Source organism: Mycobacterium sp., from assembly GCF_049683935.1.
In the GTDB taxonomy this organism is placed as follows: Bacteria; Actinomycetota; Actinomycetes; order Mycobacteriales; family Mycobacteriaceae; genus Mycobacterium.
In genome coordinates, this window is record NZ_JBAUJR010000431.1 from 20,854 (window position 1) to 38,266 (window position 17,413).

Genomic DNA, 17,413 nt, shown 5'->3' on the forward strand with positions numbered 1-17,413 from the left:
ATCAGCGGGCACCATGTTCATCATGGAGCACCACCCCCCGGGTACACCGACTGAGCAGGCGAAGGGATACCGCGCCCTGGTTGTCGACGACGAACTTCCCTTGGCCGAAGTGGTGGCCAGCTATTTGGAACGCGAGCAGTTCGAGGCGGCTGTGGCCGGCAACGGCGTCGATGCGATCGCCGTCGCCCGCGACCTCGACCCCGATGTCGTCATCCTCGACATCGGCCTGCCCGGCATCGATGGATTGGAAGTCTGCAGACAGATACGCACGTTCTCCGACGCCTACATCGTCATGCTCACCGCCCGCGACACCGAAATCGACACCGTCCTCGGACTGACCGTCGGCGCCGACGACTACATCACCAAACCCTTCAGCCCCCGCGAACTCGTGGCGCGCATTCGCGCCATGCTGCGCCGGCCCCGCGTCCTGCAATCGGCCATCGCGACCGCAGAGGCCGACATCGCGCCACCGCGTCGCTTCGGCCCGCTGAGCATCGACGTCGCTGCACGTGAGGTACGCATCGACGACGAACAGATTCTGTTGACCCGCAAAGAGTTCGACATTCTCGAAGCGCTTTCGGGGCGGCCGGGCAATGTGCTGAGCCGGCGACAACTTCTTGAAACCGTCAGAGACGGACCCTGGGTAGGCAACGAGCATCTCGTCGACGTCCACATCGGCCATCTGCGGCGCAAACTAGGCGACGATGCAGCCTCTCCGCGCTACATCGCCACCGTGCGAGGGGTGGGATACCGGATGGGGTCGGGACAGTGACTCCGGTACGGGCGGCCACAGCTGGCCGGCGTCGACGGTGGGGTCGTCCAGGTATCGGTTTGCGGCTGCTGGCGGCCCAAACCATTGTGCTGGTAGCCGGGGCCGCGACGACCGCGGTGGTGGCCGCCGTCGTCGGTCCTCCCCTATTTCGCGAGCATCTTCACCGCGCGGGGGTGCCGATGAACTCCCCTGAGGAATTCCACGCCGAGGAGGCCTACGGCTACGCGACGGTGATATCCATCGGGGGCGCCCTGGCGGTGTCGGCGCTGGCCGCGCTTGCCGTCAGCTTCTACGTCAGTCGACGGCTTCAACGGTCCATCACCGAGGTTGCGTCCGCCGCCACCCATGTCGCTCAGGGGAATTACGAGATCCGTGTGTCACCACCGCGACTAGGCGACGATTTCGACGCGCTGTCGACCGCTTTTAACGGGATGGCTTCCCGGCTCCAAGCCGTTGATTCGACAAGACAGCAACTGTTCGGAGACTTGGCGCACGAGATCCGCACACCGGTCTCGGTGCTGGAGGCCTATGTCGAAGCACTCGAAGACGGGGTGCGCACTTTGACTCCGCAGACAGCGGCGATGCTGCGCGACCAGACCCGCCGGCTGGTCCGGTTTTCCGATGATGTCGCCGCTCTCGCCAAGGCCGAGGAGAGCTCAGTCTCCATGTCGTATAACACCATTGACGTCGACCGCCTGACGCGCCACTGCGTCGTCGCGGTGAAGGAACGCTACGACAGCAAAGGTGTTGCGCTACGCGTACGTCTTCAGACGACACTCCCGCCGCTGTGGGCCGACCAGCAACGACTCTCCCAAGTCCTGGGCAACCTGCTGGAAAACGCGCTGCGGCACACGCCTTCCGGCGGCTCGGTCGAACTCAGCTGTGTCCGCGACGGCGACCGGTTGAGCATCGCCGTCGCCGACACCGGTGAAGGGATTGCCCCCGAGCACGTCACCCGGGTGTTCGAACGGTTTTACCGGGCCGACGCCGCCCGCGATCGCGAGCACGGCGGTGCCGGTTTAGGGCTCGCCATCGCCAAAGCGCTGGTCGAGGCCCACAGAGGATCCATTTCCGTAGCGAGCGCTGGACTCGGCGCCGGCGCAACATTCACCGTCGACTTACCCATAGCCCAGGTACATGCCGACTACTTCCCTGTTACCGCTGCCTCAACACGGGCCTGACCGTCCAGCCCTCGACTCGCTACTTGTTCAGCATCCCCTGCATCGTGTCGATCTCCGCTTGCTGAGAAGACACAATGTTGCGCGCCATTTCGACCGCCGCCGGGAACTGGCCGATCTCAATCTCTTCTTGCGCCATCATGATTGCGCCCTTGTGATGGGCAATCATCTGCGTCAAGAAGAGTCGGCTCGCCTCCGCACCCTGCGCGTTCTGCAGCGCAGCCATGTCGACTTCCGACATCATGCCGTGGTCGCCGCTACCCATACCCGGCATATCGCCCATGTCGCCGCTAGGCATCTGGTGGCCGGGCATATCGTGGCCAGGCATTGCGGCGTCGGTCGGCGCAGGTGCAGGCGAGGACGACGCTCCCCACTCCTGAAGCCAGCCCTGCATCTGCTCGATCTCAGGGCCTTGAGCGTTCTTGATTTCGTTTGCCAGTGAGATGACCTCGGGATCGATGCTCTGCTTGCCGAGAAGCATGTCACTCATCTCGATCGCCTGCTGGTGATGAGGAATCATGCCCTGGGCGAAGGTCACATCAGCGTCGTTGTGGGTAGCGTCGCTGCTGGTAGCGCTCGGCGATGCCGATGCGGCTGCCGAGGTGCTGCTGGGCGAAGGCTGAGAGTCCGTTGTCGCATTCGAACAGGCGCCGATTACCAAGGCCGACGCCGCTAGAGCTGCAAACCCAATTCCGAATCGCTTGTGCTGCATCGCACATCCCTTCTCAAACATGTGGTGACACCAGACGTCCACAGGGCGAGCGCTCTCGCCGCCTCGGTCCAGCCTCAAGAACCCGAATATGGGTCGGCTCGTATTCTGATGAAGATTTGATGAAGACGCTCCCCGGTTGGCTTTCAAGGCCTGGGTCTTCAGGCGGTTAGGTTTCGTGTTGGCGCTCAGCGGCTTCGCCGGGACGTTGTATGCACAGAACGACATGGGCGATTCGTGGCGGGTGGGCGTCAATGCGCAGGAGTCCACGACGCACACACGCAGCGGTGCATTCGCGTTCGTGCGCAATCCCGAACGTCCTGGCGCTGGCTGCACACATTCCTCTGATCGTGGCGATCCGAATTGCGAGTAGGCGTGTTGGAGCCCTACGAGGTACTCCCGCACTGAGGACGCCTACCGGTCCCACGGTCCAGCCGTCGGCCGGTTTGTTCCCGTACTGGGACGCTTTGTTAGGGGCCGCGAGGGATGGGTCCCGCTAAGCGGGCGAAAGCAGAATCTGCGCCAGCCGGGTGGTCGTTTCCACACCATCGTCGTAGCCGCCTTCCCCGTTGAGCGAGTTCATGATCGCCAATGTATAGCGCTGCTGAGGGCCGGCGAAACCGACGCTGTTGACGACCCAGCCGCCCTGTTCTTGCGACCACCCGTTCTTGTTTCCGGGAGTCATGGCCGGGCCCGCTCCCCACACGCCCCATTGCTGGTTGGCGTCGAGGTGCTGCATCTCCGACACGATGGCCGCGGTCTGGGCCGCAGGCAAACTGGTGAGCGTGTAGTTCATCAGCCGGTCGAGGTCGTCGCTCGTGGCCTTCTGAAAACCCCAGTACGGGTACGTGCCGCTGAATCCCTGCTGGGGTTGCAGGCTGGTGAGTCCGTACGCGGCGAAATTGCGGTTGAATGCCATGTTGTCGGGTCCGCTGTAGCGTTCCCAAAGCGTATCTGCAGCATCGCTGTCCGATGAGTGCATCATGTCGACCATGAGTTGGCGATCAGCCGGGGTCAAGGTGATCTTGCCGGCATGTGCCCGAGTCAGCAGGTCGACCACCATCGCCAGCTTTATGGTGGATGCGGTCCACATCATCGTGGTAGCCGCGTTGTTTCGGTGAGCCTGTCCGGTCGTCCGGTCGCGAAGCACATACCCGACCGTGCCCGGACGAGTGGCGAGGTAGGCGTCTGCCTGCGCGATGCGCTGTCCGATCTCAGCGGCCGCCACAGGCGCAGGCACGAAGAGCAATACGGTCATAGCGACGAGGCCGGTGACGACGGTCTTCACGTGCGTAGCTTGTCAGCCCCAGTGGCAATCATGGCCGACGGCACGCCGTGTAAGCCTCGATTCCTACTACCCATCTCCGTACGTGCAGGCTGATGACGACTGGGGCGCTGTCGCGGGTAGACGTGTGACGCCGGCTCGTTGTCCCGTTCGGCGTACGCGGCGTGTCGCGCAGTAATCATCTGCTACAGAAGGGCGCCGTCGTGATGCGTCCGTCCTTCTGACAATGCGGTCCTTGTCGTCACGAGCCCGGGCTTGGCGCGGCCGCTCTCTGCTCAATCGCGGTCGAGCGGCGGCGCTGGAGGATCAGCACCGCAAGCGCCACCCCCACTGCCAGAAGCCCGCCGGCAGCGATTATTTGGCCTCCCAGCCGCTGGTCGCCGAGCAAGTCCGCATGCCAGCTCAGCTTCAAGGAGCGGTAGAAGACGGCGCCGAGAACCTCGCGCATGTTCATCACCACGACCCCGGCAATGACGAACTGCGAAAGCCCGAACAACAGGATCGCGATCCGGCGCCGCTTGGGCATCAACCGTGGCACCGGCTCGACACCGCTGACGGCGGCGAAGAACAGCGAACCGCTGACTAAGAAGTACCCGATCATCAGCATGTGCGAGGCGTGTTCGCTCACGGCGGCATCGAACACCACTTGGAGGCAAAGCCCGTAGACGCCCACCACGAGAAGTGCCAGCGCCGTCCACGGATGCGCGATGAAACGCACGAGTGACGAATTCAGCGCGCTGACAAGCCATTCGCGAGGTCCGGGCACCCCGCTGGGATCGACTGCCTGCAATGCCTTCAGCGCGAGGGTTACCGGTGCGCCCTGCACGAGCAACACCGGCACCACTATCGTGAGCATCAATTGAGCGACAGCGTGCATGCTGAACATTGCCGCCATGTACATGCCAAGCCCCGATGAAGTGGCGAACAGCAAAGCGAGGCAACCGATCAGCCACGATACGGTGCGCCGCATTGACCACGGGGCTCCGCGGTGAGCCAGCCGATACACCGCAGCAAGGTATATGCCGGCCATGACTAACGCAGCCGTGCCGAAGATCAGGTCGAATCGCCATTCGAGGAACACCCACGCGATCGTCGGCGGCTCGGCGAGAGCGAAGCCGAGCGCAGCCTCGGCCGGAAGTGGTTCGCGCGTCGCGGGCGGCGGTGGCGTGCGACCTAACCCGACCGCCACTCCAATTGCGACGCCAAACAGGGCGGCTTCTGTGAGTGCGAGCCGCAGCAGGGGTCTGCGCGACGTCGGATCATGCTGCAGCGCAACGATCGACGTCCGTCGCTGTCGCCAGCCGATCGCACCGAGGCCGACCAGCGCCGTCACCTTCCCCACGAGGAGGAGTCCGTAGCTGCTGTCCAGCATGGTCGACACGTCGATCCGGACCGCCGCGTTGATGATTCCGCTCACGGCCATCGCCGCGAAGCACCACAGCGCCAGACCCGAGAACCGCCGGGCGGCGATGTCGGTGTGGCTGCCGTCTCGCAGCGTGTGCACGAGCAGCGCCAGCAATCCGCCCGCCCACAATGTCCCGGCAACCAGGTGAATGATCAGACTGTTAGTCGCGATGTCGTGTGAGCCGCCCGATGAGGAGTGCCCCGTGACGGCCAGCGGCATCAACGTCATCAGGCCGCCCGCCAGCATTGCGGGAGTCCACGACCAGCGCAACACCGTCAGGCTCGCTACGGCGACGAACGCCGCCAGAATCGAGGTGGTGCGCCATGCCGCGCTGGTTTCGACGAGGTCGGCCGCCGACCATATGTCCAGCGGTGTGAGTTTGGTCAGCGGCACCCCCGACACGTCGGAGACCGTCAACGCCACCAACAGCGCAGCGCACACAGCCCAAACCGCACAAGCGGCACCGCCGACCCGAAGCGCCCGATAACCGCCGACGTCGAGCACTCCACCGGGCTGCGGCGGCACGAGGAACGCCGCGAACAGGAAGTGTCCGATCGCCACCACCGCAGCAATCTCTCCGGCGGCACGCACGAAGGACAGGCCGTAGGTAGTGAAGGGCCCCGGATCGCTGAGACCGGTCACCGCAAGTACCTCAGGCAGTGCCAACGCGCCGATCACGGCAGCTGTAACGCCCGAAATCATTGCGACACCGAGCAATACAGCCCGCACCATCCAGCGTCGGGGAGCGACAGAGGTGGCCATCACCTCCCCCATTCCGATCGCGCGGTGTCTGCGCCGTCACGACTCCGGCGCGTCACAGGTAACACGCCTGTCCCCGGACAGCGCGGCGGTGCGGCGCGCCCGAAAGCGACTGCGTCATATCGGCAGTGTGGTGTTGCTGACGAACGCATCGCGTATCCACGACACCACCTCGTTCCACAGCCCGGTCAGCAGCGCTATGCCGACCGCGACGAGGAGCACGCCGCCGAAGACCTTAATACGCCGGGTGTTTCGTCGCAGCCAGCCCAGCGCCCTCATTGCCCGTCCGGATGCCACCGCGAATAGCACGAACGGAGCGCCCAGGCCCACACAGTAGGCGACGACGAGCGCGATTCCGCGCGCGACGTTGGGCCCCTCGGTGGCAGATGCGACGGCGATGACGCCCGTGAGCGTCGGTCCCAAACAGGGGGTCCAGCCCAGCCCGAACACCGCCCCGAGGAGCGGTGCACCCCATAGTGTGGACAACGTCGTGGGCGTAAACCGTGCGTCGCGTTGCAGCGCGGGGAAGAAACCCATGAACACCAGACCCATCACGATCGTGACGACTCCGCCGATGCGCTGCAACATCACCCCATTAGAGATGATCGTCGTGGTCAGACCGAGAATCGCGACCGTTCCCATCAGGAACACCGCCGTGAACCCGACAACGAACAACCCCGCGGCCCCCGCCACCCGCAGACGTGCCCTGGACAGCGGCTGGGCACGCGCTTGATCATCCACGCCGACCACCGCGGCCAGGTAAGAGAGATAGCCGGGTACGAGAGGGACGACGCAGGGCGAGGCGAACGACACCAACCCGGCCAAAGCCGACACGAATACCGCGAGGAGAACATTTCCAGACGTAGCGATCGCGGTGACACCATCCACGAAGTCCGACACCCTTTCGTACCCACCGGTCCGACATCGCTCGACAACGATCAAGGTCAGCGGCCATAGTGCCGCGTCCGTTTCCCATCATCTACTATGGAGCTACGTAGCAACAAATTGCTTGAGGGAGGAGGTCCGCATGCGGTACCCGACCCCCAAGCTGGTCGTGGCAACGATGTTGGCCGCACTAACAGTCGTGACGGTGCTGGCCGGCCCGTCGGCGACCGCGGAGCCCCAGACACCTTTGCCCACACCCGCCGATCCCCTCACGGACCCCGGATCGACAGCGCCGAGTCCCTTCCTCCCACCGCTAACCGCAACGCCCCCCGGCTTATCGCCGACAGCTGCTGAGGATCCGCCAGCCGGCCAGAACTCGGCGCCCTACCTCGGCCCACCGGTATTCGCTCCCCCCACGTTCAACCCGACGAACGGCTCGATGGTCGGCGTCGCCAAACCCATCATCATCAACTTTCAAAGGCCTATCGCCAACCGCACGCTGGCAGAACAGGCCGTCCACATCTCCTCCACCCCCGCGGTCCCCGGGAAGTTCTATTGGATGAGCACGACCCAGCTCAGATGGCGACCCATCGACTTCTGGCCCGCCAACACCACGGTCAGCATTGATGCCAGCGGCACGAAATCGAGTTTCCGCACCGGCGACTCGTTGGTGGCGACCATCGACAACGCCACCCTCCAAATGGAGGTCATGCGCAACGGCGTACTCGAGAAGACCATGCCGGTGTCCCTGGGTAAGCCGGGATACGAAACGCCCAACGGCACCTACTACGTGCTCGAGAAGTTCGCCGACATGGTGATGGACTCGTCCACCTATGGTGTGCCGGTTGACTCCGCTGAAGGTTACAAGCTCGAGGTGAAAGACGCCGTGCGCATCAACAATGCCGGCATTTTCGTTCACGGCGCGCCTTGGTCAGTCGCCGATCAGGGTAAGCGAAACGTCAGCCACGGGTGCCCCAATTTGAGCCCCGCGAACGCGCAGTGGTTCTACGACAACTTCGGCAGCGGGGACCCCGTCGTCGTCAAGAATTCCCTCGGCATATACGACGAAAACGACGGAGCCCAGGACTGGCAGATCTGACGCTTGGGCGGGCGAATGCAACCAAACGCATACACGGATCATCCGTGACGAATCGCGGATAGTGCTTGTTCCTGCTCGCTGCACTGACCGCCCGGGGGTCAGGGGTGGCGCCGATGGTGCTGCTTCACGTTTGGAAGCTGTCACGCGCATCGCTCGCCCAGTTGTAGCCGTTTGCCGCAGCACATGTCTTGCCCCTCCTTGTCTGGACCCGGCCCCGAGAACTGTTCGATATACCTGCAGGGGTATTGCGGATTGGGGCCGAGGCAACAGCCTCAGGGGAAAGTGATCGCCGGGCGACGCCGTTCTACAGAGTGGTCACATCACGGTCTCGCACTCTTTGCGGGAATGTTGAGGCACATTGGCCCTACTGTCGGGGCGCCCTACCAGTACATCGTGGGTGATGAGTTTCGGCGGCGAATGACGCTGCTGGGCGGACAACAGGAATCGCGATGACTCAAGTGCCGCGGGCTCACGGTCGGCGGATAGCGCGGTGCCGGTCGACTCAGCACCTCAAGAGTTGGATGCAGCGAAGGAGATTGGAAGCATGACCGATACACCTGAACCAACGAGCGAACGAATCGCTGTGGCCGGACAGCGCCAAGGGGTGAACCACGCCTTGGCGTGGAGTGGCATTGCCGCCGCTGCGGTATTCATCGTTGCGGTGGTGTTCTCTTCCGGGTTCTTAATCGGCAGGGCGACCGACGGTTTCGGCGGCAATCAGGGACATTGTCAAGGAACGCCCGGCATGATGGGGCCCGGCATGATAGGGCCGCAGGGCCCGTGGCCACACGGAAACGTGGGGCCTTCAGGTCCCTGGGGTCCTGGCCAGTCGCAGCCGCCGACAATCACACCGACCACACCTCGGCCGTAGCGTGCAATAGCTGATTACGCTGCAGGAGAATCGATTCCAGACTTTTGTCGGGCGGGCCATCGTCGGCAAGAAGCGGCCGATGCCCGAAGAAGCTCCGCACCAAGCGTCCGCCGACAACGCGATTCCCACGACACATGGTCAGCACGAGGAGGAACTTCAGGTATGGACGGAATGGGTAGACGAGCGGCGCTGAGAATGCTCGTCACCGGTGCGGCCCTCTTCGGCCTGGGGTGTGTCTTGCGCAACATCATCGACATACCGGTGAGCCGTGCCCAACCCGGGATGGGTGGCTCGACGGGAATGGACATGCGCGCCTACATGAACATGTTCATGCGGCATACCGAGCTTCGACGCAGAGTCGAAGAGATTCCCGGAGGTGTGCGCACAACCACCGAAACTGACGCCGCCGACCTCGTCGCCGAACTGCAGGCCCACGTCTCATCGATGTATACCCACCTCGATCAAGGCAGCGAAGTCACCTGCATGAGCTCAAGCCTGCCCACCTTGTTCCGGCGCGCTGCTGAGTATCAACGTCAGATCACGCTTACAACCGGCGGCGTGGTCGTCGTCGAAACCTCCAGCGATCCCGAACTGGCCAGCGCCATTCGCGAACACGCTCGCGAAGTCACCGGATTCGTCGTCGAAGGAATGCCGGCGATGATGAGTGGAAGGATGGGCGGCGGGATGATGGGACCCGGCATGGGTCACGGAATGATGGGACCAACCCGCTGAACCAAACAAGCACACCCCTTTTACGAGGAAGTTGAACGAGTAGACATCGGTGCGGCCTCCCGCCCGCCCGGAGAGGCCTCTAGCGTGCCGAAGTGGGACGCGACGTCACCGAAAAACGACTGAGCGGACTGCAAATCCCCGTCACCAGACCACGTGCTCAAATCGCCAACGCGGTCAGCGAATTGGCGTAGACAGGCCGTCGAACAGAAGTAGAGGCGGTAGGTCCCTTCCTCGTGCGTGATCGTCAGCGGGTGGACATCCGTCGTGACGTGCATCCGACATATCGGATCGACGTGCTCCTGGTGACGGGTTCCGACGTCGAGGGCGAACGCTTCCATCAGGGCACCGACGTTTCGTAGTCGAAGCGGGCCCAACGACGTCATCGCGACAAGGTCCGTTCCCCGAAGCGCAGACGCGCACGAGGCGTCACCGACGATCTGACCTGGCCGGGCGACGGCGGCCAGTCTGGCTGCGGTATTGACCGTCGCCCCGAAGACGTCTCCGCGGTGCTTCACCACTGCCCCAGCACAGATGCCCGCGCGCAGCAACGGAAATCCGTCGATGCGACGGGTCTCGTGGTGAAGTCGCCGAAGGAAGCCCAGAGCCGCGGTCGGGTCGGAACTGGTGATCATCACGGCGTCGCCGAGGGTCTTGATCATGTCGTCGCCGGGGCCGAGGGCGCTGGCGGCTATGGTGGCGAACCGATGTGCCAGTTCGGCAGCACGATGATCACCGTGGGCTTCGGTGAAAGCCGTGAACCCAGCGATGTCCACGATGACGACCACTGTGTCTACGTCGGAATGCTCGAATCCTCCTGCAGAATTGGATGTTTCGATCATCGTTGCGTCTCCACTGCACGCTTGACGCGCGGCGCTGATGGGGCTACCGACTGCATCGGCATTCCGAGGAGGCGCAACGCATTGGCAACGACGATGAGCGTGGAGCCTTCGTGAATGAGCACGGCGGGACCGATGCCCAGGCCGAAGATCGTGGCCGGGATGAGTACCGCGACGATTCCGAGACTCGCCCACAGATTTTGCTTGATCACGCGCGACGAGCGCCGGCTCAGGCTCACCGCGAACGGCAACGCGCGCAGGTCGTCGGCCATCAGTGCAACGTCGGCGGTCTCCAACGCCACGTCGGAGCCTGCCGCTCCCATCGCGATACCGACGCTCGCGCCGGCCATGGCGGGCGCGTCGTTTACCCCGTCGCCGACCATCCCGACGCGGCCGTGGCGTTCCCGGAGTGCGGCTATCTGGGCCACCTTGTCTTCGGGCATCAGATCGCCGCGCGCGTAGGCGACACCGACTTCGGCGGCGACGGCGTCGGCCACCCGCTGATTATCCCCCGACAGCATCACGGTGTTCGTCAAGCCGAGTTCGGCGAGACGTGCGATCACCGCCGACGCCTCCGGTCGGGGAAGATCCATCAATCCGATCGCGCCCAACCAGCGGTCTCCTGCGCGGACGAGCATCGTCGTGCGGCCGGCCTGTTCGAGACGATCCACCTCCGCCGCCACCTCAGCCGGCGGGGGCTGGGCAAGATCGGTGAACAATTCGGTCTTGCCGATGCAGACCTCGACACCTTCGACGGATGCGACGATGCCGCGGCCGATCACCGCACGGACGTCGGACGCTCGGGGCGTCGCCACTCCGGCCAACCGCTGGCGGCCGTCACGGACGATGGCGCGGGCGAGCGGATGGTCGCTCTGCTCCTCGACGGCCACGGCGATTCTCAGCAGTTCGGCGTCATCGCTGTCTGCGGTGGCAAAAACATCGGCGATCCTGGGCCGCCCTTCGGTGAGCGTGCCGGTCTTGTCGAAGGCCAGCACCCGAACCCGGCCGAGTTCCTCCAACGCTCCGCCGCCTTTCACGAGGATGCCGGCACGCGCTGCCCGCGCCACCGCCGACAACACCGCGCTCGGCGTGGCGATCGCCAGCGCACACGGGCTTGCCGCCACCAGAACGGCGAGAGCCCGATACACCGTCTCGCTGAACGGTTCGTCAACCACGAACCCCGCGAAGAGCAGCATGATCACACCGATCAGGATCACCGGGACGAAAATGCGCTGGAACCGGTCGGTGAAGCGCTGTGCGGAGGTGGTTTTGGTTTGCGCCTCGGCCACCAGACGCACTACCCGGGCCAGGGTGGAGTCCCCGGCGAGCCGGGTCACCTGAACCTCGATGGCGCCGGCGCCGTTGATGGTGCCGGCGAACACGCGTGATGCGGCGTCGATGAGCTCAGGAGCGGCTGCGGCGGCCGCTACATCCGGAACCGGAATCTTGTCAACGGGTACGCTCTCCCCGGTCACCGGGGCTTGATCGATGGTGCTGCTTCCTGCCACCACGAAGCCGTCTGCGGCCAGGCGCATGTTCGGGCGCACGACGACGATGTCTCCGATGCGCAGGTCCGCGACAGACACCTCGACGGTGTCGCCGGTGCCGCCGCGTCGCACCAGTGCCGTCTTTGGGGCGAGTTCGGCGAGCGCTTCGATCGCCCGTCGAGCGCGCCCCATCGCATAGCCTTCGAGCGCGTGCCCGACGCTGAACAGGAACAGCAGGAGTGCGCCTTCGGCGACTTCGCCGAGCGTCGCCGCACCCGCAGCGGAGACCAGCATGAGGAAGTCGATCTCGAACCGGCTCTGCCGCACACTGGCGAAGGCTTCCTGCACGGTGAAGAACGCGCCGAAGAAGAACGCCAGGCCGTAGACCACCATCTCAGCCGCGCGCGGCGTATCGGCGAAGGCAGCGAGTAGCCAGCCCGTGAGCAGCAGCGCGCCCGCCAGTCCAGCGAAGACCAATTCGGTTCGTTCGCCGAAGATCCCGCCGTGACCGTGTTGATGGTCGGCATCGTCTCCGTCGTGCGCGACGGCGGCTTCGTCGTCGACTGCTCTGCTTGGCGGCGCCACCTGCGCGGCTATGACATCCACGAGTTCCTGGGCGGTTACCGTCATCCGCTCGAACTCCAGCTCGATCGAATCGGGTGTCAATGCTGCTGCGACCACGCCAGGCATAGCCGACAGCGTGTCGACGAGTGCTGCACGTATGGCCTCATCTTCTCGGGCGTCTGTGGTCAACCACCGCAGGTGCCCGTACTTCGAAGCGATGGTGTCAGCCGCCTGCAAAGCCCGACGCTGCACTTCTATTCGGGACATAGCCGCGGCGTCGTAATGCACGCACAGGCGGGGTTTGGTCGTGTCGCCATCGATGACGTGGGCCTGCTCGATGATTCCGTCCTCCACCAGGCCGCGCGTGAGGCGGTCAGCGCAGCGCTCGTCGCTACCGGGAAGCAGGTCTGTCAGGTCTAGCGCCAGGGTCCTACTCGTGGGCGTTCCGTCGGCACCATGTCCACTCGCCCTCCCGCCGTTATGATCTGCCATACATGCAATATTACGCATGTATGCATATGACGCGTCAACCCCGGCTGCAAAGTCCCACCGCATCGATGGGCTCAATCGCGCTCGGGTCGACGAGACGGATGCGTCGACCAGACAGATTCCAACCGGCGGGCACGCCCCAAGTCCTGCCGGAGAATTGCCGAGAACTCATGTCGGAGAACGCGACACCGAAGTGGGTGAAGGCGAACCCGGCGAACAGGCCAGCAAGGAATTCGTGCAGGGTTCCCTCCCCAGTTTCCGTGTTCTCTAAGCTAAGCGTCGCACCCTGCGCGGCTCCGGACTACGGTCAAAAGCTAACCCCCGAATATTGGTAAGCGTGTGGGCGGCAACGCGAGTTTGGATTAGGATGCTTGGTCGAGTTGGTGGACCCCAAGAAGACATGAAGCTTCGGAGCTAGCCAGAAACGGTCTGCGGAACCTCGGTACCATTCTCCCGCACAATGATTGGGTCACCCAGGTTGACTGTATTCAAGTACCATTCGGCATCCTGGGTGCTGAGCCCGATACAACCATGGCTTGTATTCTCGTAGCCCATTTGATCAACAGCCCATGGAGCTGAATGCACGAATAAGCCACGCCACGTGAAACGGACTGCGTATTCCACGTCCAGCAGGTAGCCGTCGGGGTCATCGATGGGGATGCCGACACTACTCGAATCCATAACGATGTCACGTTCTTTCGCCAATACTGAATAGACACCAACCGGGGTCGGGTAATCAGGGCGTCCCATTGAAGCTGGGAACACGCCCGGTTCTCCCCAATTGGGTCGGTGGTGCGGCGCTGGTAGCTCGGAGGGCGGTACGCCGTCGATGGTCACGGTGAAGGTGCGGTCCGAGACGTTGGCGACGCCGACGACGGCGGCACCAGTCTGGAAGTTTCTGGTTGGCAAGTTGCCCACCGAAAGGGAAATCGTGCTGTGTGCAGGCCAGAACTGGTCAGGTACCCACTGCGCGAGATCGTTTTCAATCCACTCGAGCTTGCCAGTCATCGCCGGCACCGACTTGATGTCAACGGCGCGTTCGGCCGTGCGCCGATCGGCGACAGGGCGGTTGAACCTGATCACCACAGGATGGGCCACGCCCACGACCGCGCCCTCCGCAGGTAGCAGGGACGCGACGTCGGGCCCATTGGACGAACTCACGGCCCTGCTGATGTCCACGGGGCCGGCAACCATGCTCGCAGCCAACATGGCCGCGGCAAGAACGCTACAAATAGTCACGCGCATGGGTTTTCGGCGCACCTCGTCGAGTTCTTGCCCTGACGCGAGGAGCGTGTTGCCCTCGGCGAGCTCGCGGATAGTCTGATCCGGCGTGTGCCGCCGGCGCTTGTTCGACGCCATGTCGTTGTTGATTCTTCCTGCCCGAACACCGGGCAGCAATGTCCCACAACGGCTGAACCGCTACGAAGAGCTCCTATCACACTCTGCGGTATCGCATCGTTCATCGTAGCTAATGGTAAGGCTGCGAGGTTATGTCGCGAAAGCACTTGCGCGCCTTCGATTCGGTTAAGGGTTCGTCACGCTGCGGCCACGGTCCACAGGTCCGAGCGCCCCTTGCTCCCCGGGTGAGCACTTGGTCTTAGTCTTGAGCCCGAGACATCGAGGTTGCGACGAGCTCCGCGGTCGCGGGAGCATCGCCGAGCCGGGTCACCCTCTCGCCGTAGCGATATGACTCGTCAACCCATAATTGCGACCTGTGCGTCGACGGGACTACACCGCGCGAGTCTTGAGTTTTGCCAGAGTCATGACGTGGCGAGACGGAACTGGTGCGTCGGGTACGCGCGCACGCTCTGGCCTCGAGGTCAGCCCACCCCGGCGTAGGAATGCAGCCCCGCAATCACCAGATTGATGAAGAACAGGTTGAAGACCATCGCCACGAAGCCGACCACGTTGATCCATGCAGCCTTCCTGTCACGCCACCCTGCGGTGGATCTGGCATGCAAGTAGGCCGCGTAGGCAACCCATGCGATAAACGACACCGTCTCCTTGGGGTCCCAACCCCAGAAGCGTCCCCATGTCTCCTCGGCCCAGATCGCACCGAAGATTACGCCGAATCCGAAGGTGGGGAACGCGAAGATTGTCGTCCGGTAGGCGATCCTGTCCAGAATCTGCGCATCGGGCAACCTCGACATGACGCCCGCGACGTACCCACTTCTGCCGTCGGCCCGCTGCTCTCCGTGGGTCGAGGTCTTTACCAGGAACAGAGCGCTCGCGACTCCGGCGACGAGGAACACCCCGGAGCCGAGGCTCACCACCGACACATGAATGGGCAACCAATACGACTGCAGCGCAGGCATCACGGGCGCGGCATCGGTATACAGCCACTTGCCCGATACCGCGAGCAGAATCAGCACGGGGACTAGGACGAACACCCACAGCGCGCGGAACTGCGGGCGGTGCAACACGACTGCCGCGGCAATGAGGCCGCAGAAGCTGGTCAGGTTGATGAACTCGTACATGTTGCCCCATGGGGCACGTGAGGTGGCCAGGCCGCGCAGCACGATACACATCAGTAGTAAGACGGCACTAACGAAGACGACGGCTATTCCAGCGCGCTCCAGACGTTCTGCTCGCGATCGCCGTGGCATCTCGGCGACGACACCCGGGCTCGCGCTGTCACGTGCAACCACTCCAGGCGCCGTCGACTTTTCGAGTGTCCGAGTCCGAGCGATCGCAAAAGTCGCCGAAAGTAGCAACAATGCGAGAGTCAGCCCGGCCACCGCTGATGTGTACGCCCAGTCCGAATAGAGCGCAAGCGATTCCCGTGTGCTAACCACGTTCACGTCTGAATTCCTAACCTGCCATGGAGAATTCGCGACGCAGCGTAGCCGAACCGCAACCTCGCTGGTCTGCCTCCGCGCGTCTCGCCTTGCTGCGACCGTTTCGGCGAGTGCATTGTCGAATTACCCATTCGGTCGGTGTGTGGTTTGCCGCCGCGACCCGCAGACGTGACGATATGCCTAGGCCATCGGTGACGAAGGTCCGGCAGTGTCAAGAGAGTATCCAAAGCCATTGAGCCGCATATCTGTTCGAAGCAATGGGCTCGGTCGATTAGCTGATAGCCATTTCCTGAGCGCGGCAGCTTGTTGCTCGGGGGAGGCATCCGCCACGCCGGCCTCGTCGAGAACGAAGTAACAGAAGGTTGCTTCGCCGTAACGACCGTCGATCATGCCCACGTCGGCAGTTGCCCTAACGTCGGCCGCCGCGACGCGAAGTTCGAGGAGCGCCCAATCGACGGGCGATCCTGAACCTGGACGATGGCGCAACCACTCCTGGAACTCACGTGCAAGTCGGACGGCAGGGGGTGCCCGCTGCGGGACAGGGCGGTGACCACCACCAGAAGGGCCTGGCTCGGCTCACCAACATGCAGCGCCGTGAGCGCCGCCAAACGCTGCTCTTCTGATAGGCAGGGTTCGGCGGCCTCCCACATCACCTCAGTCATCTCGAAGTCTCCCTAATCACTTCGACGGCCCAGGCGATTCGCCGACCCACCTTGGCTTCGACCGCGGGCGCATCTGCGATAGAACTCGAACGTCCTGCGAATGGCGTTGCATCAGAATGGAATAGCGTCCTTTCTCGTTTTTCGACATCATGGCGGGCCGTTTAGGTGCGCACTTGAGCGTCGTCGCGGCGCGTGACATCTCCGTCATCAGGTCCGTGCGCCCGGCCGACGTGGGCCTCGCGGCGCATCCGTTCGACCATGTGCGGATAGTGCAGCTCGAAGGCGGGACGCTCGGAGCGGATCCTGGGCAGCTCGGTGAAGTTGTGCCGCGGCGGCGGGCAGCTGGTGGCCCACTCCAGGGAGTTTCCGTAGCCCCACGGATCGTCGACCGTGACGACCTCGCCGTAGCGCCAGCTCTTGAAGATGTTCCACAGGAACGGCAGCGTCGACGCACCGAGGATGAACGCGCCGATCGTCGAGACGATGTTCAGCGTGGTGAAGCCGTCGCTGGGGAGGTAGTCGGCGTAGCGGCGCGGCATGCCCTCATTGCCGAGCCAGTGCTGCACCAGGAACGTGGTGTGAAAGCCGATGAACGTCAGCCAGAAGTGCAGCTTGCCCAGCCGTTCGTCGAGCAGCCTGCCGGTCATCTTCGGGAACCAGAAGTAGATGCCGGCGTAGGTGGCGAACACGATGGTGCCGAACAGCACGTAGTGGAAGTGCGCGATGACGAAGTAGCTGTCGGTGACCTGGAAGTTCAGCGGCGGGCTGGCCAGCAGCACGCCCGACAGACCGCCGAGAAGGAAGGTCACGATGAAGCCGACCGAGAACAACATCGGTGTCTCGAACGTCAACTGGCCTTTCCACATCGTGCCTATCCAGTTG

12 protein-coding genes and 1 pseudogene are annotated in these 17,413 nt (G+C 63.6%); 4 read left to right on the forward strand and 9 right to left on the reverse strand.

Features of this window, described 5'->3' with window-relative positions; genetic code table 11:
• The first annotated feature begins 13 nt into the window (after positions 1-13).
• Together WA965_RS24245 and WA965_RS24250 are read left to right on the forward strand one after the other, a co-directional pair.
• Positions 14-772, forward strand: a complete 759-nt coding sequence (locus WA965_RS24245) for a response regulator (protein ID WP_526294331.1) — start codon at positions 14-16, stop codon at positions 770-772.
• Entirely contained in the window at positions 769-1,953 is a 1,185-nt protein-coding gene (locus tag WA965_RS24250) for a sensor histidine kinase (protein WP_526294311.1), read from the forward strand. Before WA965_RS24245 ends, WA965_RS24250 begins: the two co-directional genes overlap by 4 nt.
• 19 nt (positions 1,954-1,972) lie before the next feature.
• On the opposite strand, the gene WA965_RS24255 is transcribed toward WA965_RS24250, so the two are convergent.
• The 4 genes from WA965_RS24255 to WA965_RS24270 form a co-directional block, all read right to left on the reverse strand.
• Positions 1,973-2,662: a DUF305 domain-containing protein gene (locus WA965_RS24255; RefSeq protein ID WP_526294310.1), complete on the reverse strand. Its 690-nt coding sequence runs from the start codon at positions 2,660-2,662 to the stop codon at positions 1,973-1,975.
• Between the two features lie 493 nt (positions 2,663-3,155).
• Entirely contained in the window at positions 3,156-3,917 is a 762-nt protein-coding gene (locus tag WA965_RS24260) for a serine hydrolase (RefSeq protein ID WP_178357497.1), read from the reverse strand.
• 268 nt (positions 3,918-4,185) lie between these two features.
• Entirely contained in the window at positions 4,186-6,111 is a 1,926-nt protein-coding gene (locus WA965_RS24265) for a bifunctional copper resistance protein CopD/cytochrome c oxidase assembly protein (protein ID WP_178357441.1), read from the reverse strand.
• A gap of 114 nt (positions 6,112-6,225) precedes the next feature.
• Positions 6,226-6,996 (reverse strand): cytochrome c biogenesis protein CcdA, encoded by a 771-nt coding sequence (locus WA965_RS24270; RefSeq protein WP_178357442.1) that lies wholly within the window; start codon positions 6,994-6,996, stop codon positions 6,226-6,228.
• A 139-nt stretch (positions 6,997-7,135) separates the two neighbouring features.
• Between WA965_RS24270 and WA965_RS24275 the strand changes: the two genes are divergently transcribed.
• Together WA965_RS24275 and WA965_RS24280 are read left to right on the forward strand one after the other, a co-directional pair.
• Positions 7,136-8,092 carry a L,D-transpeptidase gene (locus tag WA965_RS24275; protein WP_526294309.1) on the forward strand — a complete coding sequence of 319 codons (957 nt, stop codon included), beginning with the start codon at positions 7,136-7,138 and terminating at the stop codon, positions 8,090-8,092.
• 1,033 nt (positions 8,093-9,125) lie between these two features.
• Positions 9,126-9,695, forward strand: a complete 570-nt coding sequence (locus WA965_RS24280) for a hypothetical protein (protein ID WP_526294308.1) — start codon at positions 9,126-9,128, stop codon at positions 9,693-9,695.
• Between the two features lie 20 nt (positions 9,696-9,715).
• Here the strand turns inward: WA965_RS24280 and WA965_RS24285 are convergent, their stop codons facing one another.
• The 5 genes and pseudogenes from WA965_RS24285 to WA965_RS24305 all read right to left on the reverse strand — a co-directional run.
• The gene (locus WA965_RS24285) at positions 9,716-10,534 is read right to left on the reverse strand and encodes an adenylate/guanylate cyclase domain-containing protein (protein ID WP_526294307.1); all 819 of its coding nucleotides are present in this window, start codon (positions 10,532-10,534) and stop codon (positions 9,716-9,718) included.
• Complete coding sequence (locus WA965_RS24290; RefSeq protein WP_526448155.1) at positions 10,531-13,074, reverse strand: heavy metal translocating P-type ATPase; 2,544 nt, start codon at positions 13,072-13,074, stop codon at positions 10,531-10,533. Before WA965_RS24290 ends, WA965_RS24285 begins: the two co-directional genes overlap by 4 nt.
• A gap of 447 nt (positions 13,075-13,521) precedes the next feature.
• Positions 13,522-14,430 (reverse strand): annotated as a pseudogene (locus WA965_RS24295) (L,D-transpeptidase); the annotation flags it as partial.
• Between the two features lie 461 nt (positions 14,431-14,891).
• Positions 14,892-15,872: a c-type cytochrome biogenesis protein CcsB gene (ccsB, locus tag WA965_RS24300; protein ID WP_526294305.1), complete on the reverse strand. Its 981-nt coding sequence runs from the start codon at positions 15,870-15,872 to the stop codon at positions 14,892-14,894.
• A gap of 820 nt (positions 15,873-16,692) precedes the next feature.
• Positions 16,693-17,413, reverse strand: a 721-nt coding sequence (locus WA965_RS24305) for a cytochrome c oxidase subunit I (RefSeq protein ID WP_526448156.1), incomplete at its 5' end; no start/stop codon positions are given.

Coding starts and splice junctions, on each gene's coding strand:
- WA965_RS24245 (WP_526294331.1), top strand. CDS start 14: ATGTTCATCATGGAGCACCACCCCCCGGGTACACCGACTGAGCAGGCG.
- WA965_RS24265 (WP_178357441.1), bottom strand. CDS start 6,111: ATGGCCACCTCTGTCGCTCCCCGACGCTGGATGGTGCGGGCTGTATTG.
- WA965_RS24280 (WP_526294308.1), top strand. CDS start 9,126: ATGGACGGAATGGGTAGACGAGCGGCGCTGAGAATGCTCGTCACCGGT.
- WA965_RS24290 (WP_526448155.1), bottom strand. CDS start 13,074: ATGGCAGATCATAACGGCGGGAGGGCGAGTGGACATGGTGCCGACGGA.
- WA965_RS24285 (WP_526294307.1), bottom strand. CDS start 10,534: ATGATCGAAACATCCAATTCTGCAGGAGGATTCGAGCATTCCGACGTA.
- WA965_RS24255 (WP_526294310.1), bottom strand. CDS start 2,662: ATGCAGCACAAGCGATTCGGAATTGGGTTTGCAGCTCTAGCGGCGTCG.
- WA965_RS24275 (WP_526294309.1), top strand. CDS start 7,136: ATGCGGTACCCGACCCCCAAGCTGGTCGTGGCAACGATGTTGGCCGCA.
- WA965_RS24260 (WP_178357497.1), bottom strand. CDS start 3,917: ATGACCGTATTGCTCTTCGTGCCTGCGCCTGTGGCGGCCGCTGAGATC.